Source organism: Kitasatospora sp. NPDC004531, from assembly GCF_053602195.1.
Genome location: NZ_JBSGDD010000064.1, coordinates 18,185 through 39,440, shown reverse-complemented (window position 1 = coordinate 39,440; position 21,256 = coordinate 18,185). Strand labels below are relative to the sequence as shown.

19 protein-coding genes are annotated in these 21,256 nt (G+C 72.9%); 12 read left to right on the top strand and 7 right to left on the bottom strand.

Annotation, left to right across the window (positions count from 1 at the left end):
• Positions 1–9: 9 nt before the first annotated feature.
• Positions 10–711 (top strand): DUF4386 domain-containing protein, encoded by a 702-nt coding sequence (locus tag ACWEMJ_RS23615; protein ID WP_452139094.1) that lies wholly within the window; start codon positions 10–12, stop codon positions 709–711.
• A gap of 20 nt (positions 712–731) precedes the next feature.
• Positions 732–1,496 carry an SDR family NAD(P)-dependent oxidoreductase gene (locus tag ACWEMJ_RS23610; protein WP_452139093.1) on the top strand — a complete coding sequence of 255 codons (765 nt, stop codon included), beginning with the start codon at positions 732–734 and terminating at the stop codon, positions 1,494–1,496.
• Positions 1,497–1,520: 24 nt separating this feature from the next.
• On the opposite strand, the gene ACWEMJ_RS23605 is transcribed toward ACWEMJ_RS23610, so the two are convergent.
• The gene (locus ACWEMJ_RS23605; protein WP_452139092.1) at positions 1,521–2,453 is read right to left on the bottom strand and encodes a hypothetical protein; all 933 of its coding nucleotides are present in this window, start codon (positions 2,451–2,453) and stop codon (positions 1,521–1,523) included.
• A 239-nt stretch (positions 2,454–2,692) separates the two neighbouring features.
• On the opposite strand from ACWEMJ_RS23605, the gene ACWEMJ_RS23600 reads away from it, so the two are divergent.
• Together ACWEMJ_RS23600 and ACWEMJ_RS23595 are read left to right on the top strand one after the other, a co-directional pair.
• Positions 2,693–3,346 carry a papain-like cysteine protease family protein gene (locus ACWEMJ_RS23600; RefSeq protein ID WP_452139091.1) on the top strand — a complete coding sequence of 218 codons (654 nt, stop codon included), beginning with the start codon at positions 2,693–2,695 and terminating at the stop codon, positions 3,344–3,346.
• Positions 3,347–3,357: 11 nt separating this feature from the next.
• Positions 3,358–4,182, top strand: a complete 825-nt coding sequence (locus ACWEMJ_RS23595) for a hypothetical protein (protein ID WP_452139090.1) — start codon at positions 3,358–3,360, stop codon at positions 4,180–4,182.
• A 66-nt stretch (positions 4,183–4,248) separates the two neighbouring features.
• Here the strand turns inward: ACWEMJ_RS23595 and ACWEMJ_RS23590 are convergent, their stop codons facing one another.
• Positions 4,249–5,241: a GlxA family transcriptional regulator gene (locus ACWEMJ_RS23590; protein ID WP_452139089.1), complete on the bottom strand. Its 993-nt coding sequence runs from the start codon at positions 5,239–5,241 to the stop codon at positions 4,249–4,251.
• Between the two features lie 57 nt (positions 5,242–5,298).
• Here ACWEMJ_RS23590 and ACWEMJ_RS23585 point away from each other — a divergent pair, with 57 nt between their 5' ends.
• Positions 5,299–6,246, top strand: a complete 948-nt coding sequence (locus ACWEMJ_RS23585) for an NADP-dependent oxidoreductase (RefSeq protein WP_452139088.1) — start codon at positions 5,299–5,301, stop codon at positions 6,244–6,246.
• A gap of 7 nt (positions 6,247–6,253) precedes the next feature.
• Here the strand turns inward: ACWEMJ_RS23585 and ACWEMJ_RS23580 are convergent, their stop codons facing one another.
• Positions 6,254–6,910: a TetR family transcriptional regulator gene (locus tag ACWEMJ_RS23580; RefSeq protein ID WP_452139087.1), complete on the bottom strand. Its 657-nt coding sequence runs from the start codon at positions 6,908–6,910 to the stop codon at positions 6,254–6,256.
• Positions 6,907–8,460: an MFS transporter gene (locus ACWEMJ_RS23575; RefSeq protein ID WP_452139086.1), complete on the bottom strand. Its 1,554-nt coding sequence runs from the start codon at positions 8,458–8,460 to the stop codon at positions 6,907–6,909. Before ACWEMJ_RS23575 ends, ACWEMJ_RS23580 begins: the two co-directional genes overlap by 4 nt.
• Positions 8,461–8,674: 214 nt before the next feature.
• Here ACWEMJ_RS23575 and ACWEMJ_RS23570 point away from each other — a divergent pair, with 214 nt between their 5' ends.
• A complete protein-coding gene (locus tag ACWEMJ_RS23570) occupies positions 8,675–8,947 on the top strand; it encodes a hypothetical protein (protein ID WP_452139085.1) in 273 nt (90 codons plus the stop codon).
• A 54-nt stretch (positions 8,948–9,001) separates the two neighbouring features.
• Here the strand turns inward: ACWEMJ_RS23570 and trhA are convergent, their stop codons facing one another.
• Positions 9,002–9,670: a PAQR family membrane homeostasis protein TrhA gene (gene trhA, locus ACWEMJ_RS23565; RefSeq protein ID WP_452139084.1), complete on the bottom strand. Its 669-nt coding sequence runs from the start codon at positions 9,668–9,670 to the stop codon at positions 9,002–9,004.
• Positions 9,671–9,934: 264 nt separating this feature from the next.
• Between trhA and ACWEMJ_RS23560 the strand changes: the two genes are divergently transcribed.
• Complete coding sequence (locus ACWEMJ_RS23560) at positions 9,935–11,761, top strand: phosphoenolpyruvate carboxykinase (GTP) (protein WP_452139083.1); 1,827 nt, start codon at positions 9,935–9,937, stop codon at positions 11,759–11,761.
• A 102-nt stretch (positions 11,762–11,863) separates the two neighbouring features.
• Here ACWEMJ_RS23560 and ACWEMJ_RS23555 read toward each other — a convergent pair whose 3' ends face one another.
• On the bottom strand, positions 11,864–13,078 hold the full coding sequence (locus tag ACWEMJ_RS23555) for a pyridoxal phosphate-dependent aminotransferase (RefSeq protein WP_452139082.1): 1,215 nt from the start codon (positions 13,076–13,078) through the stop codon (positions 11,864–11,866).
• A 119-nt stretch (positions 13,079–13,197) separates the two neighbouring features.
• On the opposite strand from ACWEMJ_RS23555, the gene ACWEMJ_RS23550 reads away from it, so the two are divergent.
• The gene (locus ACWEMJ_RS23550) at positions 13,198–13,851 is read left to right on the top strand and encodes a prepilin peptidase (RefSeq protein WP_452139081.1); all 654 of its coding nucleotides are present in this window, start codon (positions 13,198–13,200) and stop codon (positions 13,849–13,851) included.
• A gap of 102 nt (positions 13,852–13,953) precedes the next feature.
• Here ACWEMJ_RS23550 and ACWEMJ_RS23545 read toward each other — a convergent pair whose 3' ends face one another.
• Positions 13,954–15,543, bottom strand: coding sequence for a chitinase (locus ACWEMJ_RS23545; protein ID WP_452139080.1), 1,590 nt, complete (start codon positions 15,541–15,543; stop codon positions 13,954–13,956).
• A gap of 337 nt (positions 15,544–15,880) precedes the next feature.
• Between ACWEMJ_RS23545 and ACWEMJ_RS23540 the strand changes: the two genes are divergently transcribed.
• From ACWEMJ_RS23540 to ACWEMJ_RS23525, 4 genes are all read left to right on the top strand, one after another.
• A complete protein-coding gene (locus ACWEMJ_RS23540) occupies positions 15,881–16,675 on the top strand; it encodes an isoprenyl transferase (protein WP_452139079.1) in 795 nt (264 codons plus the stop codon).
• A 232-nt stretch (positions 16,676–16,907) separates the two neighbouring features.
• On the top strand, positions 16,908–18,239 hold the full coding sequence (locus ACWEMJ_RS23535) for a PhoH family protein (protein ID WP_452139078.1): 1,332 nt from the start codon (positions 16,908–16,910) through the stop codon (positions 18,237–18,239).
• Between the two features lie 409 nt (positions 18,240–18,648).
• Complete coding sequence (locus ACWEMJ_RS23530) at positions 18,649–19,323, top strand: aggregation-promoting factor C-terminal-like domain-containing protein (protein WP_452139077.1); 675 nt, start codon at positions 18,649–18,651, stop codon at positions 19,321–19,323.
• Between the two features lie 396 nt (positions 19,324–19,719).
• Entirely contained in the window at positions 19,720–21,195 is a 1,476-nt protein-coding gene (locus tag ACWEMJ_RS23525; protein WP_452139076.1) for an AI-2E family transporter, read from the top strand.
• Positions 21,196–21,256 lie beyond the last annotated feature (61 nt).

Sequence of the window (21,256 nt, the reverse complement as noted above, 5' to 3'; positions counted from 1 at the left end):
GGAGGAACCATGAGCACCACCGCCCAACTGCGCCCGGCCCCGGCCAGCCGACCCAAGGGGCGGCCGCAGACCGGCCCGCCGCTGCTGGCGCCGACCGTCTCGGTCACCGCGCTGACGATCGCGTACACCGTGGTCAACCGCGCCACCCCGCGCCCGGACGCCACCGGCGCCGAGGTGGTGCGGTACGCGCAGGAGCACGGCGGGGCGGCCCGGCTCGGCGCACTGCTGCTGCTCGCGGCGTCGGTGCCGCTGGCGCTGTGCGCGGCGCTGCTCTACCGGCGGCTGCGGGCGCTCGGCATCACCGCGCCGGGCTCGGCGATCACGTTGGTCGGCGGTGTGCTGGCGGCGTCCGCGCTGTTCCTGAGCGCGGCGGGGGCCTGGGCCGGCGGCCGACTGCCGGCCGACGCGCCGCCCGCGCTGGGCCGCGCGCTGGCGGACGTGTCGTTCCTGGCGGGCGGTCCCGCGTTCGCGGCGGGCTTCGGCCTGCTCGCGGCGGGCGTCTCGGTGTCGGCGATGCTCGCCGACCTGCTGCCCCGCGCCGTGACGTGGGCGGGCCTGGTGGTGGCCGCCGCCGGAATGCTCGCGCTGTTCGCCCTGGTGGCGGACGGCTTCATGTACCTGCTGCCGGTGGTCCGGTTCGGCGGGCTGGTGTGGCTGCTGTTCGTGGCCGCCCTGCTGCCGAAGACCCGCCGTCGCAGCACCGACCAATGATCACAGGGGAGTTGAGCACAATGACCGGAACGTATCCGGAGCTGAAGGGCCGCACGGTGGTGGTCACCGGCGGTTCGCGCGGGATCGGGGCGCACACCGCGCGGGCGTTCGCGGCGCAGGGCGCGTCGGTGTGCGTGGTCGGCCGGGACGAGGCGGCGCTGGCGTCGGTGGTCGCGGAGATCACCGGTGCGGGCGGCACGGCGATGGCCGCCACCGCCGACGTGACGGACAGCGGGGCGCTGGACGGCGTGCGGCAGGCGGTGGCGGACCGGTTCGGGGCGGCGGACGTGCTGGCGGCGTTCGCCGGCGGCCAGGGCTTCCCGGTGCCGACGGCGGAGCTGTCCGAGCAGCGCTGGCGCGAGGTGCTGGAGTCCGACCTGACGTCGGTGTTCCTCACCGTGCAGGCGTTCCTGCCGGGCATGCTGGCGCGCGGCGCGGGCACCGTCCTCACCATGTCCTCGGCGGCCGGCCGGCAGCCCAGCGGCGCCAACCTGGCGTACGGGGTGGCCAACGCCGGGGTGGTGATGCTGACCAGGCACCTGTCGGCCGAGCTCGGCCCGCACGGCATCCGGGTCAACTGCCTGGCCCCGTCGGCGATCCTGACCGAACGGGTGCAGGCCCGGATGCCCGCCGAGGTGCAGGCCAAGGTCGCGGCCACCCACCCGCTGAACCGGCTCGGCACCCCGGCGGACGTGACGGAGGCGGCGCTGTTCCTGGCCTCCGACGGCGCGGGCTGGCTGACCGGGCTGACGGTGGACGTGGCCGGCGGGCGCGTCACCAACTGACCGGTCGCCGACCGACCCGGCGGTTCACTCCCAGTCCCAGCGCAGCCCGATCAGGCAGGGCGGCAGGCTCCCGGCCACCAGGTGCGCGCAGTGGTGCCCGTCGAGGGTCAACTCCTCGGTCTCCAGGGGGGATTGATCGGGGGCGCGGCGGGTGAAGCGGTCGCAGCGGACGGGCAGTGCGGCCGGGTCGAAGGTCACCTGGAGCACGTACTGCCCGGCCCCGGCGTGGAAGCCGCGCACGTACTCGCGGCTGGGCTGCGGCGACGGCGACTCGTCGAAGCCGTAGCCCAGCAGGTGGGTGTCGCCGGTGCGCAGCCGCCGGTCGAGCAGCAGCTCGGCGACCAGCAGGTGCGCGGCGGGGTCGCGGCGGATCCGGCCGGGGCGGCAGTTCTCCTCGGCGCGGACCCGCACCCGGTCGATGTCGCAGCCGGGGTCGCCCTGGTAGATGGCGAGGTAGCGGTCGATGCCGTCGCGGTGGGCGCGCAGCACGTGCTGGGAGTCGCGGCGCTGCAGCCGCCGGTCCGCGCCGACCCGGATCCGTTCGATGTGGGTGACGGTGTGCAGGCCGGTGTCGGGCGGGCCGGAGAGCACGGCGAGCAGGCCGTCCACCGCCTCGGCGGGGGTGATCAGGTCGCGGTAGGGGCGCACCGGCGGCCAGGCAGGGTCGGGGACGGAGCGGCGCGGGCCGAGCAGTCGGGTGAGCGAGTGCTCGGGCAGCTCCAGCACCTCTTCGAGCGCGGCGACGGCGCGCAGCGACTCGGCGCGCTCGGGGCGGCGCAGCCCCTGCTGCCAGTAGCTGAGGCTGGTCACACCGACGTGCACGCCGCGCTGCGCGAGGCGTTGGCGCAGCCGGTGCAGGGCCAGCCCGCGGGCGGCGATGGCGGCCCGCAGGGCGTGGTGGAACGGTCCGGTGCGCAGGGCGAGGGCCAGTTCGGGCGGTGCGGTCGGCTGCGGCATGGCCGGCTCCTCAACTGAGCGTGAATATTCACAGCTTGTGGACGACGGATCGCCGTCCCGGTCGATATTCGCGCTGCCCGGCGGGGGCGCGTTCACACCCGGCGGGGGGCGTTCACAGCGCGGGCACGGCGCGCGCCGGAGCCGTTGACCGCCCGGCGTCAACGGCCGGATGCTCGTCCGCAGCGCGTCCGGACGCCGCCCCCCACACCCCCACTCCTCTGCACAGGAGGACATCCCCCATGCCATTCACCCCGATGCGGCTGCGTCGGACGGTCGCCGCACTCGCCCTGGGCGTGCTCGCCCCGGCGCTGAGCACGGCCGCCACCACCCCCGCCGCCGCGGCACAGCCCGCCGCCCCCGCCGCCGCGGCACGACCCGTCGCCGTGCAGCCGCAGGCCCCGCTGTCGGCCGGCACCGCACGGACCCTCAACCTGACCATGCAGGCCCAGCAGCAGAGCAACTGGTGCTGGGCCGCGGCCGGCAACACCATCGCCGCCTACTACGGCTTCAACTACAGCCAGAACCAGTTCTGCAACGCCGCCTTCGGCCGTTCGACCAGCTCCAGCTGCCCGAACAGCCAGGCCACCCTCGGCGAGGTGCAGAACGCGCTGTACTGGATGGGCGTCAACCCGGGCTCGTACGTCAGCGGCTACCTGCGCTACGCCACCGTGCAGGGCGAGATCGACGCCGGCCGGCCGGTGGAGACCCGCATCCAGTGGAGCTCCGGCGGCGGCCACATGAACGTGTTGTACGGCTACGACAGTGCCAGCAACTGGCTGTACTGGGGCGACCCCTGGCCGTCCAACTACCGCTACAACTGGGGCGACTACAACTACTACGTGAGCAACGGGTCGTTCTCGTGGACCCACTCCCTGTACCGGATCGGCGCGTGAGGAGACCCGTCATGAGCAGCCACCGCGCCCGCATCGCCCGGGCCGCCGCCACCCTCGCCGCGGCCGCCGTCCTCGGCCTCGTCGCCGCCCCGCTCGCGCAGGCCGCCGACCACCAGCAGCCCGCCGCCGGTGATTTGGCCGCCGCCCGGGCCGCCGCCCAGAGTCCGTCCGTGCTCGACCAGTTGGGGCACTTCTTCGCCCGCGGGGGAGTGCCGCCGACCCAGCCGCTGGCGCTCGCCCCGAGCGAGGAGGCGCAGGCCGCCAGGGCCGCCGCACCGCGGCTCAGCGGCGAGACGGTGGCGGTCCGCACCCTCGACGCCGGGTTCGTGGCCGGGCGCCCCGGTGCGCCCGTCGCCACCGTCGAGTTCACCGCCACCAAGGCCGTCGCCGCCGACGGGCGGGCCGCCTCGGTCTGGACGGCCCAGCAGAACGGTGCCTGGCGGGTCGTCAACATCGCCTCCGGCAGCGACGAGACCGACTACGCCGCCCGGGCCGCCGCCGACGGCGGCACCGCGTTCCGCGAACCGCAGCTGGGCGCCTGGTACGAGCTCAAGGACGGCCGCGTCCTGCCGCTCGACGACACCGCCCGCCGCTCGGTCGGCGCGCACGGCACCACCGTCGCCGCCTACCAGCAGCTGGTCCACCAGCGGTACGGCGACAAGCTGCCCGGCTCCGCGTACGACGCCGCCGGCAAGGCGGGCGGCTTCCAGGCCGAGGCAGCCGACGCGGCCGCCCCCGACCGCACCGGCCCGCTGCTCGCGGCGGGCGCCGCCCTCGGCGCGACCGCGCTGGCCGGCGCGGTGATCGGCGTCCGCCGCCGGACCCGCACCAGGTAGTGCGGGCGCGCCCGGTACGGTCGGCGACCCCGCCGCCGACCGTACCGGCGGGCCGGTGACGCAGCCTCAGGCCGGCCCGGCGCCCGTGAAGGTCCGCCGGTAGGCGAGCGGCGAGACCCCGATCGCCGCGTGCAGGTGCTGGCGCAGCGACACCGCGTTGGCGAAGCCGACCCGCCCGGCGATCCGGTCGACGCTCAGGTCGGTGGATTCGAGCAGCTGACGGGCCAGCGCGACGCGCTGCTGGGTGAGCCAGCGGCCGGGGCTCTGGCCCGTCTCCTCGTGGAAGCGCCGGGCGAAGGTGCGGGTGCTCATCGCGGCGTGCCCGGACAGGTCGGCGAGGGTCAGCGGCTGCTCCAGCCGGGCCAGTGCCCACTCCCGGGTGGCGGCGGTGCCGGTGGCGCCGACCGCCGGGACGGGCTGCTCGATGTACTGGGCCTGCCCGCCGTCGCGCCACGGCGGGACGACGGCCAGCCGGGCGGCGTGGTTGGCCAGCGCCGCGCCGTGGTCGCGGCGCAGCACGTGCAGGCACAGGTCGACGCCGGAGGCCGCGCCCGCCGAGGTGAGCAGGTCGCCGTCGTCGACGAACAGCACGTCGGGGTCGAGCCGCACCCGGGGGAAGAGCCGGCGGAACTGGTCGGCGAGCTTCCAGTGGGTGGTGGCGGGCCGGCCGTCCAGCAGGCCGGCGGCGGCCAGCACGTACGCGCCGGTGCAGATCGAGATCAGCCGGGTGCCGGGCCGGATCATCGCGAGCGCCTCGGCGACGCCGGGGGCGAGTTCGCCGGTGGCGAGTTCGAGCGAGAACGGCGGGATGATCACGCTGTCGGCCGTGCGGAGCAGCTCCGGGCCGTGCTCCACGCCGATGGTGAAGTCCGCGTCCGAGCGCACCGGCCGCCCGTCGACGGTGCAGGTGGCCAGCCGGTAGCGGTCCCCGGCGGCGGCGAACACCCGCCTGGGGATGCCGAGTTCGAACGGGTACACGCCCTCCAGGGCGAGCACCGCGATCCGGTGCGGCGAGGACGTCGGGGAGCTCGGCACGGCAGCCTCCTGGCAGGATCCCATCGGATGGTGACCATCATGCCACTGCCGCGCCCGCGCCCGGCCGGAGAGGCTGAGGGCATGACGACGAACACCATGCGCGCGATCAGCCAGGACGTCCTGGGCGGCCCCGAAGTCCTGCACGAGGTGGAGCTCCCGCGCCCCGAGCCCGGGCCGAGCGAGATCCTGGTCAAGGTCCACGCGGCGGGCCTCAACCCCACCGACTGGAAGCACCGCGCCGACCGCCTCTTCCTCGGCGAGCCGCCGCGCGTGCTCGGCTGGGACGTCGCGGGCACCGTGGCGGCCGTCGGCCTGGGCGTCACCCTGTTCCGGCCCGGCGACGAGGTCTTCGGCATGCTGCCCTACCCGCACGGCGTCGGCGCCCACGCCGAGTACGTCACCGGCCCGACCCGGGCGTTCGCGGCCCGCCCCGCCGGGGTGGACCCCGTCCAGGCCGGGGCGCTGCCGCTCGCCGCGCTCACCGCCTGGCAGGCCCTGGTGGACACCGCGCAGGTCGCGGCCGGCGACCGGGTGCTGGTGCACGCGGCGGCCGGCGGCGTCGGACACCTCGCCGTGCAGATCGCCAAGGCCCGCGGCGCGTACGTGATCGGCACCGCCAGCGCCGGCAAGCACGCGTTCCTGCGCGGCCTCGGCGCGGACGAGACGATCGACTACCGCAGCACCGATTTCGCCGAGGCGGTGAGCGACGTGGACGTGGTGCTGGACACCGTCGGCGGCGAGTACCAGCTGCGTTCGCTGCGCACCCTGCGCCCCGGCGGGCTGCTGGTGTCGATCCTGCCCGTCCCGTTCGAGGGCCTGGCCGAGGAGGCCGACCGGCTCGGGGTGCGCACCGCGATGATGCTGGTGGAGGCCGACCACGCGGGCATGTCGGCCGTCGCCGACCTGGCCGGGCGCGGCCTGCTGCGGGCCGAGATCGCCGGGACGTTCCCGCTGGCGGAGGCCGCGAAGGCGCACGCGCTGGGCGACACCGGCCGCACCACCGGCAAGCTGGTGCTGCTGGTCGACTGACGGCCGGTCAGTGCCGGTCGAGCTCCTGCAGGTGCCGCAGCGCCCGGTCGAGCAGGTCGGCGAGGTCGCCCCGGGCCCCGTTGTCGGCCCAGTACAGCGAGGTCTCGGTGAGCGTCGCGGAGACCACGGCGGCGGTGATCCGCAGTTCGAGGGTGGGGGCCTGCAGCCCGGCCCGCTCGGTGAGCAGGTCGAGCAGCATCCCGGTCGGCTGGTTGGTGCCGTCGAGCATCCGGGCCCGCAGGCTCGGTACCGAGGCGGTCAGCCGCATCCGCTGGTACAGCTCCGCGTGCTCCTGCTCGTCGATCCGGCGGACCAGCCCGACCAGCACCTCCCGCGCGGAGGTCAGGAACGGCTCGTCCGCCGGCCTGGCCCGGATCGCGGCGGCCATCAGCGGGTCGTACTCGTCGCTGAGGACCAGCTCCTCCTTGGTCGGGAAGTACCGGAAGAAGGTGGACGGGGAGACCTCCGCCGCCGCCGCGATCTGGTCGACGGTGGTGGCCTCCCAGCCCTGCTCCTCGAACAGCCGGAACGCCTCCCGGCGCAGCGCCTGGCGGGTCTTCAGCTTCTTGCGCTCGCGCAGCGACAGCGGAGCTTCGATCAGCTCCTCCAGCGAACCGGAGGAGTCGTCGGACGGGCGGGGCCGGGCGCTGCGCGGGGTGCTCATGCGGACGATTCTCGGGGATCCCCGGCGACCGCGGCCACCGGCCGCACCGCCGGGGACGCCGGGGCCACCGGGTCGCCGCCGCCCGGCATCCGGAGCGCCACCAGCACGGCGGACACCGCCGCCAGCAGCCCCGCGGTCAGCAGCACCAGCCCCATGCCGTGCACGTACGCGCCGTGCGCGGACGCCGCCAGCCCCGGATCGACCAGCCGCTCGGCGACCGCGTCGGCGGCGATCACCGAACTGCGGACCCGCTGCGCGGCGTCCGCCGGCAGCGCCGGGAGGTGCAGCCCGGAGCGGTAGCCCGCCGCCAGCAGGCTGCCGAACACGGCGACGCCGACCGCGCCGCCGACCTGGCGCAGCGTCTGCACCAGCCCGGCGCCGACCCCGGCCTTGGCCGGCGGCAGCAGGAGCAGCGCGGAGGCGGTCGCGGTGATCAGGACCAGGCCGAGCCCGGCGCCGAACAGCGGCAGCCACAGCGCCGTCCACCCGTAGCCGTCGCCGATCGCGGTGCGGCTGCCGATCAGCATCGACAGGGCGATCAGCGCCAGTCCGGCGGTGACCACGCCGCGCGGGGAGAAGCGCCGCACCAGGCGTTCGCCGATCCGGGCGGCGACCAGCAGGCCGCCCATCATCGGCATCAGCCGCAGGCCGCTGCCGAGCGCGTCGGTGCCCAGCACGCTCTGGAAGTAGGCCGGCAGCACGAAGAACCCGCCGAACAGGGCGACCGAGACCAGCGTGGCGGCGATCGCGCACCAGCGGAACATCGGCTCGGCGAGCAGCCGCAGGTCGAGCATCGGGTGCTCCTGGCGGCGGCTGCGCAGCACCAGCGCGGTCAGCGCGACCACCGCGCCGAGCAGCGCGCCCAGCACCGCGGCGTCGCCCCAGCCGCGCTCGGCGCCCTCGATGATGCCCCAGGTCAGCGCGGCCAGGCCGACGGCCGCCAGGCCCGCGGCGAGCAGGTCGATCCGGGGCGCGGCCGGGTCGGCGGACTCGGGGAGCAGCAGCAGGCAGGCGACCACCCCGAGCAGCACCAGCGGCACGTTGATCAGGAAGATCGAGCCCCACCAGAAGCCGCGCAGCAGCAGCCCGCCGATGATCGGCCCGAGCGGCACGCCGAGCGCCATCATGGTGCTGAGCAGGGCGGTGGCGCGGCGCTGTTCGGCGGCCGGGAAGATCGCCGGGATCACCGCCATCGACATCGGCATCACGAACGCGGCGCCCACGCCCATCGCGGCGCGGGCCGCGACCAGCGTGGCCGGGCTGTCGGCCAGGGTGCCGAGCACGGAGGCCGCCCCGAACAGCGCGAGGCCGAGCACCAGGGCGCGGCGGCGGCCGAACCGGTCGCCCAGCAGGCCGGCCGGGAGCAGGGCGGCGGCGAACACCACCGTGTAGGCGTCGACGATCCACTGCTGCTGGCCGGTGGTGGCGTTCAACTGCCGGGCCAGGTCGGGCAGGGCGACGTTCAGCACCGTGGTGTCGAAGCCGATGACGAGCACGCTGAGCGCGACCGCGACCAGCGCGATCCAGCGCCGCGGGTGTGGAGCAGGCATGACGGAACCCCCATCCGTGAGTCTCTCTCAAATGAGAGTAGCTCTCAAAAGATGGTGAGTGTCAACCGAAGCCGGTGCTGCGCGATCCCCACGTCTGGAATTGATGCGCTGTTGATCCCCTGTTCGCCCGCGCTGCGTGCCGAACGTGTCACTGTAGGTGGGGAGTTCTCTGACGACCTGTCAGATGACCTGTCGGCCGGCGGGAGGTTTGCCAATGGAGTACGGAGCGACCGGGTTCTGGAGCGGCGTGGTCGGTGTGCTGGCCGCGCTGGCCGTCATAGCCGGGTACTTGATCGGCGGGGCCCGCCTGGTCTGGGTGGTCTCGGCGGTCGAAGTGCTGGCCGTGATGGCCTGGGTCGCGTACCGCTTCCGCGGCCGGGCCCACCAGCGCACGGCAGGCGAAGGGCCCGACGCGGCGCACTGCGAGCGCTGCCGTCGGGCCCGGGAGCGGCTGGAGGCGAGGAGCGCCCAGCCGGCGAGGTACTGAGAGGTCGTGCGGCACCGAGTGCCGTACGGAGGGGAAGAACCTTTCTGCGCGCGGTCAGCCGGCCGCGGTGTACGCCACCAGCGAGACGCCCACGTACTGCACGATGAACGCGCCGAGGGTGAACGCGTGGAACACCTCGTGGAAGCCGAACCAGCGCGGTGACGGGTTCGGGCGCTTGATGCCGTAGATCACTCCGCCGATGGTGTAGAGCGCGCCGCCGACGATGATCAGCGTCAGCACGGCCGCGCCGCCCTTGTGCAGGAAGTCCGGCAGGAAGAACACCGCCGCCCAGCCGAGCGCCACGTAGCACGGGGTGTACAGCCAGCGCGGGGCGCCGACCCAGAACACCCGGAACGCTATGCCGGCCAGCGCGCCGCCCCACACCAGCCACAGCAGCACCTGCTGCCGCGCGCCGTCCAGCAGCAGCATGGTGAACGGGGTGTAGGTGCCGGCGATGATCAGGAAGATGTTGGCGTGGTCCAGCCGGCGCAGCACCGCTTCGCCGCGCGGGCCCCAGGTGAAGCGGTGGTACACCGCGCTCACGCCGAACAGCATCCAGGCGCTCACCGAGTAGACGACGCAGGCGATCCGCGCCGCCGTCGATTCGGCCAGGCAGATCAACACGATTCCGGCGGCCAGCGAGGCCGGGAACATGCCGGCATGCAGCCAGCCGCGCCACTTGGGCTTGACGAGTTCGAGGGCTTCCGCGGTCATGGGCAGCATCTTACGGAACCGTAGGTTACCGGCTCGTAGGAAAGTGGTGATCCTCACTTTTAGACGTTCTGGAGTATTCGAGGGGCGTCCGCGAGGGCCGTTCGAGGCATCCGGGAGCCGGTTCGGAGCCTCCGAATCAGACACTGCGTAGTAAAGATCTCGTCAATAGCGCCATTTTGACGAAGGAGCGGCGTGTCGCCGGGTCTACCGTGTAAGCACCCTCAACCCCCGCGTAGCCGTCTCCTGGCCGAGATGGTGTGAAACGGAGCGATCGTGTCGCCTCAGATCTCTGCGATCACCGAGTCCGCGCCCACCCGCCACCAGCGTCTGGTGGAGTGGGTCAACGAGATTGCCGACCTCACCCAGCCCGACCGCGTGGTGTGGTGCGACGGCTCCGAGGAGGAGTACCACCGCCTCGCCGAGCAGCTCGTCGCCCAGGGCACCTTCACCAAGCTCGACGAGACCAAGCGTCCCAACTCCTACTACGCGGCCTCCGACCCGTCCGACGTCGCCCGCGTCGAGGACCGCACCTTCATCTGCTCGGAGAAGGAGGAGGACGCCGGCCCGACCAACCACTGGAAGGCCCCCGCCGAGATGCGGGAGATCTTCAGCGGCGAGAACGGCCTGTTCCGCGGCGCGATGAAGGGCCGCACCATGTACGTGGTGCCGTTCTCCATGGGCCCCGTCGGCTCCCCGCTGGCCGCGTACGGCGTCGAGATCACCGACTCCGCCTACGTCGCCGTCTCGATGCGCGTGATGACCCGGATGGGCCAGGCCGTGCTCGACCAGCTCGGCGAGGACGGCGAGTTCGTCAAGGCCGTGCACACCGTCGGCGCCCCGCTCGCCGAGGGCGAGGCGGACGTCGCCTGGCCGTGCAACACCACCAAGTACATCTCGCACTTCCCCGAGACCCGCGAGATCTGGTCCTTCGGCTCCGGCTACGGCGGCAACGCCCTGCTCGGCAAGAAGTGCTACGCGCTGCGCATCGCCTCCACCATGGCCCGCGACGAGGGCTGGCTGGCCGAGCACATGCTGATCCTCAAGCTCACCCCGCCGTCCGGCGAGGCGAAGTACGTCGCCGCCGCGTTCCCGTCCGCCTGCGGCAAGACCAACCTCGCCATGCTCCAGCCGACCGTCCCCGGCTGGAAGGTCGAGACCATCGGCGACGACATCGCCTGGATGCGCTTCGGCGCCGACGGCCGGCTCTACGCCATCAACCCCGAGGCCGGCTTCTTCGGCGTCGCCCCCGGCACCGGCGAGGACACCAACGCCAACGCCATCAAGACCCTCTGGGGCAACACCGTCTTCACCAACGTCGCCCTGACCGACGACGGCGACGTGTGGTGGGAGGGCCTCACCGAGAACGCCCCCGCCCACCTCACCGACTGGCGCGGCAACGACTGGACCCCCGAGTCCGGCACCCCCGCCGCCCACCCGAACGCGCGCTTCGCCGTCCCCGCCGCGCAGTGCCCGACCATCGCCGACGAGTGGGAGGACCCGGCGGGCGTCCCGATCTCGGCGATCCTCTTCGGCGGCCGCCGCGCCACCGCCGTCCCGCTGGTCACCGAGTCCTTCGACTGGCAGCACGGCGTCTTCCTCGGCGCCAACATCGCCTCCGAGAAGACCGCCGCCGCCGAGGGCACCGTCGGCGAGCTGCGCCGCGACCCGTTCGCCATGCTGCCGTTCTGCGGCTACAACATGGGCGACTACTTCGCGCACTGGCTGAAGATCGGCGCCGAGGCCGACGCCTCGAAGCTCCCGAAGATCTACTACGTCAACTGGTTCCGCAAGAACGCCGACGGCAAGTTCGTGTGGCCGGGCTATGGCGAGAACAGCCGCGTCCTGAAGTGGATCGTCGAGCGCCTCGAAGGCACCGCGGAGGGCGTCGAGACCCCGATCGGCGTGCTCCCGACGGTCGACGGCTTCGACCTCGACGGGCTGGACATCCCGGCGGCCGACCAGGAGCTGCTGTTCTCGGTCGACACCGAGATCTGGAAGCAGGAGGCCGCGCTGGTGCCGGCCCACCTGGAGATGTTCGGCGAGCACACGCCGAAGGAGCTGTGGGACGAGTACCAGGCCCTGGTCGAGCGTCTCGGCTGACAGTCGCACCGACAAGGTCCGTCCGGGGAGCGCGTTCTCTCCCCGGGCGGACCTCGCCGTCTGTGCCTTCCGCTTCGCGCAGTTCCCCGCGCCCCCGGCGGTCTAGGGCTGCACGTAGCCGGACAGGAAGTCGCCGATGCGGGTGACCGCGTCCGTGATGTCCTCCGGGCGGGGGAGGGTGACCAGGCGGAAGTGGTCCGGGTCGGGCCAGTTGAAGCCGGTGCCCTGGACGATCAGGATCCGCTCGGCGCGCAGCAGGTCGAGGACCATCTGCGCGTCGTCCTTGATCTTGTAGACCTGCGGGTCGAGCCGCGGGAAGGCGTACAGCGCGCCCTTGGGCTTCACGCAGGAGACGCCGGGGATCTCGTTGAGGAGCCGGTGGGCGGCGTCGCGCGAGGCGAGCAGCCGTCCGCCGGGCAGGATCAGGTCGCGGATGGACTGGCGTCCGCCGAGGGCCGCCGCGACCGCGTGCTGGGCGGGCATGTTGGCGCACAGGCGCATCGAGGCGAGGATGTTGAGGCCCTCGATGTAGGAGCGGGCGCGCTGCCGGTCGCCGGACAGCACCATCCAGCCGCTGCGGAAGCCGGCCACCCGGTAGGCCTTGGACATGCCGTTGAAGGTGACGCAGAACAGGTCCGGGGCGAGGGTGGCGAGCGGGATGTGCTCCACGCCGTCGTAGAGGATCTTGTCGTAGATCTCGTCCGCGAAGACCACCAGCTGGTGCTGCCTGGCGAGTTCGACGATCCCTTCCAGCACCTCGCGCGGATAGACCGCGCCGGTGGGGTTGTTGGGGTTGATGACGACGACGGCCCGGGTGCGGTCGGTGATCTTCGCGGCGATGTCGGCGAGGTCCGGGTACCACTCGGCCTGCTCGTCGCAGCGGTAGTGGACGGCGGTGCCGCCGGCCAGCGAGACGGAGGCCGTCCACAGCGGGTAGTCGGGGGCGGGGACGAGGACTTCGTCGCCGTCGTCGAGGAGGGCGGTCATGGCGAGCTGGATCAGCTCGGAGACGCCGTTGCCCAGGTAGACGTCCTCCACGGACAGGCCGTGCAGTCCGCGTTCCTCGTAGTGCATGACGACGGCGCGGCGGGCCGACAGCAGGCCCTTGGAGTCGCCGTAGCCGTGCGCGGAGGACAGGTTGCGGAGGATGTCCTGGAGGATCTCGGGCGGTGCTTCGAAGCCGAACGCGGCCGGGTTGCCGGTGTTGAGCTTCAGGATGCGGTGGCCCTGCTCCTCCAGCCGCATCGCCTCGTCGAGCACCGGGCCGCGGATGTCGTAGCAGACATTGGCGAGCTTGCTGGACTGGATGACCTGCATGCCCGGCTACTTTACGGGCGGAACGGGCCGTTCCCGGCGTGGTGTTCGCCACCTGGACACGGACGGGGGAACCGCGGGGCGGCGGTAGGGTCGCGGCGGGTCGTCAGGGGAGGTGGCGGATGCTGGGAGCGGTACTGGGCCTGCTGGCCGGGGTGCTGCTGCGCTCGGTGGTGGTGCGGTACGCGGTGCCGGCGGGCGAGCCGTGGCGCTCGTGCGCGTCGACGCCGCTGGGCCGGTGCGTGCGCTGCGGGGAGCGGTCCGGTCCGCCGCCGCTGGCGGTCGAGGCGGTCGCCGCGGCGGTCGGCGCGGCGCTGGCGGCCGGCGTCCCGGTGCGCTGGCTGCCGTTGCTGGCGTGGGTGGCGCTGTTCGGGGTGGCGCTGGGCTTCGTGGACGCCGCGGTGCTGCGGCTGCCGGACGCGCTGACCCTGCCGCTGCTGGCCGGCACCGCGCTGCTGGTCCCGGTCGCCGACCCGCGCCCGGCGGTGTGGCTGCGCTGCGCGCTGGCGGCGGGTGCGCTCGGGGCGCTGTTCCTGCTGCTGGCCCTGCTGGCGCCGATGGGCCTGGGCGACGCCAAGCTCGCCCCGTCGCTGGGCGCGGTGCTCGGCCTGGCCGGCTGGCGCACGTTCTACGCCGGTCTTCTCCACATGTGGCTGATCGCGGCGCTGTGGGCCGTCGTCCTGCTGGTGCTGCGCCGGGCCGGCCGCCGCACCGAACTCGCCTTCGGCCCGGCGATGCTGCTGGGCACCCTGGCGGCCGTGTTGGTCACCGCCTGAAAGAGAAGGGGGCCCGTCGTACCCCCAGCGGTACGACGGGCCCCTCTTCAGGTGTGCACCTGCCCCACCCTCAAGGAGCGGTGCACCGGCGGAAGGTTACTGTCACTGCATGGTGTGGACGAAGGCGCCGACGTTGTTGGAGAAGTCGTTGCCGTTGTTGGCGTCCCAGTTGGTGGACCAGGTCATCGCGCCGCGGATGGTCGGCCACTTGGCCGGCGGGACGAAGCTGCCGCAGTGGTTGCCGGTGGCCAGGCAGTCCAGCGCGTTGTTCACCACGGTGGAGTTGACGTAGCCGCCGCCCGCCGCCTTGCTGGAGGCCGGGACGCCGATGCCGACCTGGTCGGGACGCAGGCCGCCCTGGATGTGGGTGCAGACCTGCGCGGTGATGAAGTCGACGGTGCCCTGGGTGTAGACCTTGCCGTCGCAGCCGTTCATGCCGCCCGAGTTGTAGAACTGGGTGTTGACGACGGTCAGGATGTCCTTGGTGGCCAGCGCCAGCTGGAAGTAGGCGCCCGCGGTGGAGTACATGCCGATGGTCTCGGGGGCCATGGTCAGCACGAAGCCGGGGCCGACCTTCGACTGCAGGGTGTGCAGCGCCTGCGACATGTAGGTGGCGTTGACGCCGTTCTCCAGGTCGACGTCGATGCCGTCGAAGCCGTACTGCTGGACCAGCTTGTACGCGGAGTCGGCGAACGCGGTCGCGGCGGCCGAACTGCCCACCGAGATCGCGCCGTTCTGGCCGCCGATGGAGAGCACGACCTTCTTGCCGGCCGCGTGCTTGGCGGCGATGTCGGCCTTGAAGTCGGCGTCGGTGTAGCCGCCCAGCTTGGTGGCCAGCGCCGGGTCCAGGGTGAAGGAGATCGCGCCCTGGGTGGCGGTCGCGTCGGCGAAGGAGACCGCGATGATGTCGTAGGCGGGCTGCACGTCGCGCAGCCGCTGCACGGTCGAGCCGTTGTCGAAGTTCTGCCAGTAGCCGGTCAGCACGTGCTTGGGCAGGCCGGTGTTCGGCGCCGGCGTGGTCGCCGAGCCGGACGGGCTGGGCGAGTTGGACGGGCTCGGCGAGCTGGACGCCGACGGGGAGGCGCTCTGCGACGGGGACGCGGAAGCCGAGGTGGACGGCTTCGGCGAGGCCGAGGTGGCGGAGGGGGTCGGGGTGGCGGTGCCGCCCGGGCCGACCAGCTGGATGTCGTCCGCGTAGAAGGTGGGCTGGCCGTACCAGCCGTGGACGTACAGGGTGACGCTGGTGGTGTTGGCGCCGGTGGTGAAGCTGGTGTTCAGCTGGTTCCAGCTGCTCTGCGCCGACCAGGTCTGCGGGTCGGTGCCGCCGGTGCCGCGGGCGCCCAGGTAGACGTACTGGCCCTGGACCCAACCGTTCAGCTGGTAGGCGGTGTTGGGCAGCACCGAGATGGTCTGGGTGCACTCCGCGGTGTCGCCGGCGCCCGGGGTGGCGGCCAGCGCGCCGCTGCCGGAGTGGACCGGGGTGGAGACCGCGGCGGCGGTGCCGGCGCAGGCCCAGCCGGCCAGGCCGGAGTCGAAGCCGCCGTTGTTCACCAGGTTGCCGACCGCGGCGTTCGCGCCACCGGCCGACAGGGCGAGTCCGGTGCCGGCCAGGGCCAGCGCGGTCGCGGTGGCGAGCACCGCCGGGAACTTGTTGCGGCGCCGGTGGGACGGCTGCTGCAGGGTACGGGCCATGACAGGCTCCAGTGCAGGAGATGGGGGAGATGGCGTGGGGGGAAGCAGACGTGGCGGGGGAAGGGAGAGCCGCCGCGGTGGGGGTCGCGGCGGCTCCGCTGTGGGGGTGGGTCCGCTGTGGTGCTGACCACACGCTGGACTAGACCAATGGCAAGCGTCAAGACCCGGAATCCGGTTTAGGGACCGTTTAAGGATTCGGAGACCGTTCCGTATCCCGCCCCGTGCGCGCACTGTGACAAGACCGGTACCTGCGGTTTTGCCTCCGGTAATGCCGGGCGGAGTAGGCTGCGCCAGGGGATTCGCACCCGGAGCAATCAGCACGGAGGGGCCGTTCACGATGGGTCTGCGCGATGTGGTGGAGCGCACGCCGGGGCTGCGCACCCTGCTGGACAGGGCCTACCGGCTGTACGGCCGCCGGGTCGAGGTGCACCTCGCCAACACCCCGCACCACATCGGCGTGATCCTGGACGGCAACCGCCGCTGGGCCAAGGCCACCGGCGGCACCACCGCCTACGGCCACCAGCGCGGCGCCGACAAGATCAGCGAGTTCCTGGGCTGGTGCGCGGAGACCGACGTCCGGGTGGTCACCCTGTGGATGCTCTCCACCGACAACCTGTCCCGCCCCGCCGAGGAACTCGTCCCGCTGCTCGGCATCATCGAGGACGCCGTCCAGGGCCTGGCCGACGCCGGCCGCTGGAAGATCCACCCGGTCGGCGCGCTCGACCTGCTGCCCTCCCGCACCACCGAACTGCTCAAGCAGGCCGAGCAGGACACCGCGCACATCGACGGACTGACCGTCAACGTCGCCATCGGCTACGGCGGCCGGCAGGAAATCGCCGACGCCGTCCGCTCGTTGCTCCAGGAGCACGCCGACCGCGGCACCTCGATCGAGGAACTGGCCGAAATCCTCGACGTCGAGCACATCGCCGAGCACCTCTACACCAAGGGCCAGCCCGACCCCGACCTGGTGATCCGCACCTCCGGCGAACAGCGGCTGTCCGGCTTCCTGCTCTGGCAGTCCGCGCACAGCGAGTTCTACTTCTGCGAGGCGTACTGGCCGGCCTTCCGCCGGGTCGACTTCCTGCGGGCGCTGCGCGACTACCAGTTGCGCAACCGGCGGATGGGGCGCTGACGCCCGCTCAACCGCCCACCGGAACGGGCGAATTCGCCCTGCCGCCGGTCGAACTCCCATACCCGGGCGGCCGGTGGGAAAACGTTCACCCGTTGTGATCCCGCCGTTCGCTCCGGCGCGAATGCGGGCCTCCTCGCCTGGGAATACTCCCCTCAGACCGTCCCCCCGGCCAGCGGGGCCGCGGGGACCGGTGGGCCGCGGGTGACGTCGGGTCACCCGCTCTGGAGGGCTAGTGGTCAGTACCAAGAGCCGCCGGACACCTGACCGGCGCACGTACGTCCTCGACACCAGCGTGCTCCTGGCCGACCCTCTCGCCATGACACGGTTCGAGGAGCACGAGGTGGTCCTCCCCGTCGTCGTGGTCACCGAGTTGGAGGCCAAGCGGCACCACCCGGAGCTGGGCTACTTCGCCCGCCAGGCGCTGCGGATGCTGGACGACTACCGGATCCGCCACGGCCGGCTCGACGAGCCGATCCCGGTGGGCGAGTTGGGCGGCACCATCCGGGTCGAGCTGAACCACTCGGACCTGTCGATCCTGCCGGCCGGCTACCGGGCCGGCGGCGGCGAGGCGGACACCCGGATCCTCGCGGTCGCCCGGAACCTGCAGGCCGAGGGCTACGACGTCACGGTGGTCTCCAAGGACCTGCCGCTGCGGATCAAGGCGAGCTCGGTCGGCCTGCTGGCCGAGGAGTACCGGGCCGAGCTGGCGATCACCTCCGGCTGGACGGGCATGACCGAACTGCACGTCCCCGCCGACCAGGTGGACGAGCTGTTCGCCGGCCAGGAGCACGCCCTCGCGGTCGACGGCGCCGAGCAACTCCCGGTCCACACCGGCCTGGTGCTGCACTCGGAGCGCGGCCGCGCGCTCGGCCGGGTGGCCCCCGACGGCCGGGTGAAACTGGTGCGCGGCGACCGCGAGGCGTTCGGCCTGCGCGGCCGCAGCGCCGAGCAGCGGATCGCCCTCGACCTGCTGCTCGACCCGGAGATCGGCATCATCTCGATGGGCGGCCGGGCCGGCACCGGCAAGTCCGCGCTCGCCCTGTGCGCCGGCCTGGAGGCCGTCCTGGAGCGCCGCCAGCACCGCAAGGTGATGGTGTTCCGCCCGCTGTACGCGGTCGGCGGCCAGGAGCTCGGCTACCTGCCCGGCAGCGAGGCCGAGAAGATGGGCCCCTGGGCGCAGGCGGTGTTCGACACCCTCTCCGCCGTCACCACCCAGGACGTGATCGAGGAGGTCATCTCCCGCGGCATGCTGGAGGTCCTGCCGCTCACCCACATCCGCGGGCGCTCGCTGCACGACGCCTTCGTGATCGTGGACGAGGCGCAGTCCCTGGAGCGCAACGTGCTGCTCACGGTGCTCTCCCGGATCGGCCAGAACTCCCGCGTGGTGCTCACCCACGACGTCGCCCAGCGCGACAACCTGCGGGTCGGCCGGTACGACGGCGTGGTCGCCGTGGTGGAGAAGCTGAAGGGCCATCCGCTGTTCGCCCACGTGACGCTCACGCGTTCGGAGCGCTCGCCGATCGCCGCACTGGTGACCGAGATGCTGGAGGACATCCAGCCGTAGCCATAACCGGAGAAACCGGGGCAAAGGGGTCTGGCGCCTACCGTCAGGCCCCTTCGCTGTCAGCCCCGTTGACGCTCTCTCGGTTTTGGTTCCACCAAACCCCCAGGTCGGGCGAGTTTGTGAGATCCGCCACGGCACAGGGAATTGCGTAGACACCGTCGCGTGCGGCATGGTGAGGGTTCTGTCAGGCCCCGCGTACGGCAATACCACGCCCGGCAACTCCGGTCGGCGGGCGGAAAACTGAACAACGCAAGGCCGTACGCCGCTCGATTCCACCGCCGCTCCGGGCCCGCCCGGGGGGACGGCCGAGCCAGCGCCTCCCGTGACCGAAGCTCGACGGAGGCCAGTGACCAGGGGGCAGATATGCGCCCGGACGGTCACAAGCCGGGCGACGCTGGAAGGAAACCATGTGACTCGGATCTCGGTCCGGGGAGTCGCTGTCGCCTCCGCCACCGCGGTGACCGCCGTCGGTGCTGTCGTAGGTGCGGCCTCTGGCAGTGAGGGCAAGACCGTCCAGACGGTCGACGTCGCGAGCGCCACCCTGCTCGCCGACGCGCCCACCGGTGCACAGGCCCAGAACGTCAGCGACGGCATCAGCCGCCAGGCCAACGCCCAGCAGGTCTCCGCCGACGCCGCCGTCAAGAAGGCCGCCGAAGAGGCCGCCCGGCAGAAGGCCGCCGACGACGCCCGGGCGAAGGCCGACGCGGAGAAGGCCGCCAAGGCGGCCGAGGAGAAGCGCGCGAAGGAAGAGGCCAACCGCGCCTCCGCCCGCAGCGTGCTCGCCACCGTCAGCCCCGGCTCGGTCCAGGAGATGGCGCTGCGGATCGTCGGCAACGACACCCAGTTCCAGTGCTTCAGCCAGATCGTGAAGCGCGAGAGTGGCTGGAACTACACCGCCAGCAACCCCTCCTCCGGCGCCTACGGCCTGGTCCAGGCGCTGCCGGGCTCCAAGATGGCCTCGGTCGGCGCCGACTGGCGCACCAACCCCGAGACCCAGATCAAGTGGGGCCTCAACTACATGAACAGCCGCTACGGCAGCCCCTGCGGCGCCTGGTCGTTCTGGCAGGCCCACACCTGGTACTAGGCCCACCCGGTACCTCGTCCGAAGGGCCCCGTCCTCGCAGCGTCGAGAGCGGGGCCCTTCGTGCTGCCGCGAGACAGCGGCCACGGGGCGGCCGTGCCGCCCGGGCGGCGCTGACCAGTGCGCGGCGGGCGGCGACGGCCCGGTGCGGACGCGGGGAAGCGGAGCGGGTCCTGGTTTTCTCCGCTCCCGGCCGGTCCGCGGACAGAAGGTCTGCCAGGCCCCTTCCCCGATCCCGGCGGACGAAACAGGCGGATTGGAGCGTTTTTGCCGGAAATCTCCGGGAAGCGCTCCGCAATACCCCCGCGACCCGGGGCCCGACGGCAGGTAGCGTTTCCCGCCGACGGCCGCGCGACCCGCGGCCGCGCGCAGCAGACTCACGCGGGGGAGACCGGGGCAGTGACGGAAGAGACGAGCGGCGGCCGCTGGCGCGGCTTCGCCAAAGCAGGGGCGGTGGCGGCCGGACTGTTCGCCGCCGCGGAACGCCGCCGACGCGCGGCCATCTCGGCCGAGGCGCAGGCCCTCGCCACCGAGCAGGCCGTCGAACTCGCCGCCGAACGGGCCGCCCGGCGCACCGTCGAGCAGACCGCCCGTCAACTCGCCGAGCACGGCGCCGCCCCGGCCGACGGCCAGGCCACCGCCGCCGCGGGCCCGGAGGCCGCGCCCGCCCGGACCGACGCGGCCGTGCCGCCGCCGCGCACCCCGCCGCCCGCCGAACCGCACCCGGGCACCGCGCCGCCCGCCGAACCGCACCCGGGCTCCGCGCCGCCCGGACGGCCCGCCAACCCGGTGGACGCGGTGCCGTGGACGCTGCGGGTCGCCGCCGAGTCCACCTGGCGGCTGCTGCTGCTCGGCGTCGCGCTCTACGTGGTCTTCCGGGTCATCGACACGCTGCGGCTGGTCGCCTTCTCGGCCGTCGCCGCGCTGCTGATCTCCGCCCTGTTCGAGCCCACCGTCTCCTGGCTGCGCCGGCACGGCGTCCCGCGCGCGGTGGCCGCCGCCGGCACCTTCCTGTCCGGCCTGGCCGGGATCGGGCTGGTCGGCTGGTTCGTCTTCTGGCAGGTGTCCACCAACCTCGACCGGGTCACCGTCAAGGCCCAGGACGGTGTTCGGCAGCTGCGCGACTGGCTGGTCACCGGGCCGTTCCACCTGACGCAGGACCAGCTCGACAACTTCACCAACCAGATCACCACGTCCATCGGCAAGAACTCCGACCAGCTGACCTCGGCCGGCTTCACCGGCGTCAGCATCGCCGTCGAACTGCTCACCGGGATCGCGCTCACCGCGTTCACCACGTTCTTCCTGCTCTACGACGGCGCCCGGATCTGGAGCTGGGTGCTGCGCGGGCTGCCCCGGCACTCCCGCTACGCGATGGCCGGCGCCGGGCCGAAGGCCTGGGTCACGCTGACCGCGTACGTGCGCGGCACCGTGGTCGTCGCGTTCATCGACGCGCTGTGCATCGGCATCGGGCTCCAACTGCTCGGCGTGCCGATGGCGATGCCGCTCGCGGTGATCATCTTCCTGGGGGCGTTCGTGCCGCTGGTCGGCGCGCTGGTCACCGGCACCATCGCCGTGCTGATCGCGCTGGTCACCGTCGGCCCCTTCAAGGCGCTGATGGCCCTGGTGGTGCTGGTCGCCGTCCAGCAGCTGGAGGGCCACATCCTGCAGCCGCTGATCCTCGGCCGGGCGGTGCGGGTCCACCCGCTGGCCGTGGTGCTCGGCGTCGCGGCGGGCTCCATCATCGGCGGCATCGCCGGCGCGATCGTTGCGGTGCCGCTGATCGCCGTCACCAACACCGTCACCGGGCACCTGCGCCAACGCAACGCGGCCGGCCTGGAGGTCTTCGAGGCGATAGAGGCCGCCCGCAAGCAGTAGCGACGCGCGAAGGTCCGCCTGCCGGAGGGGAACTCCCCTCCCACAGGCGGACCTTGTGCGT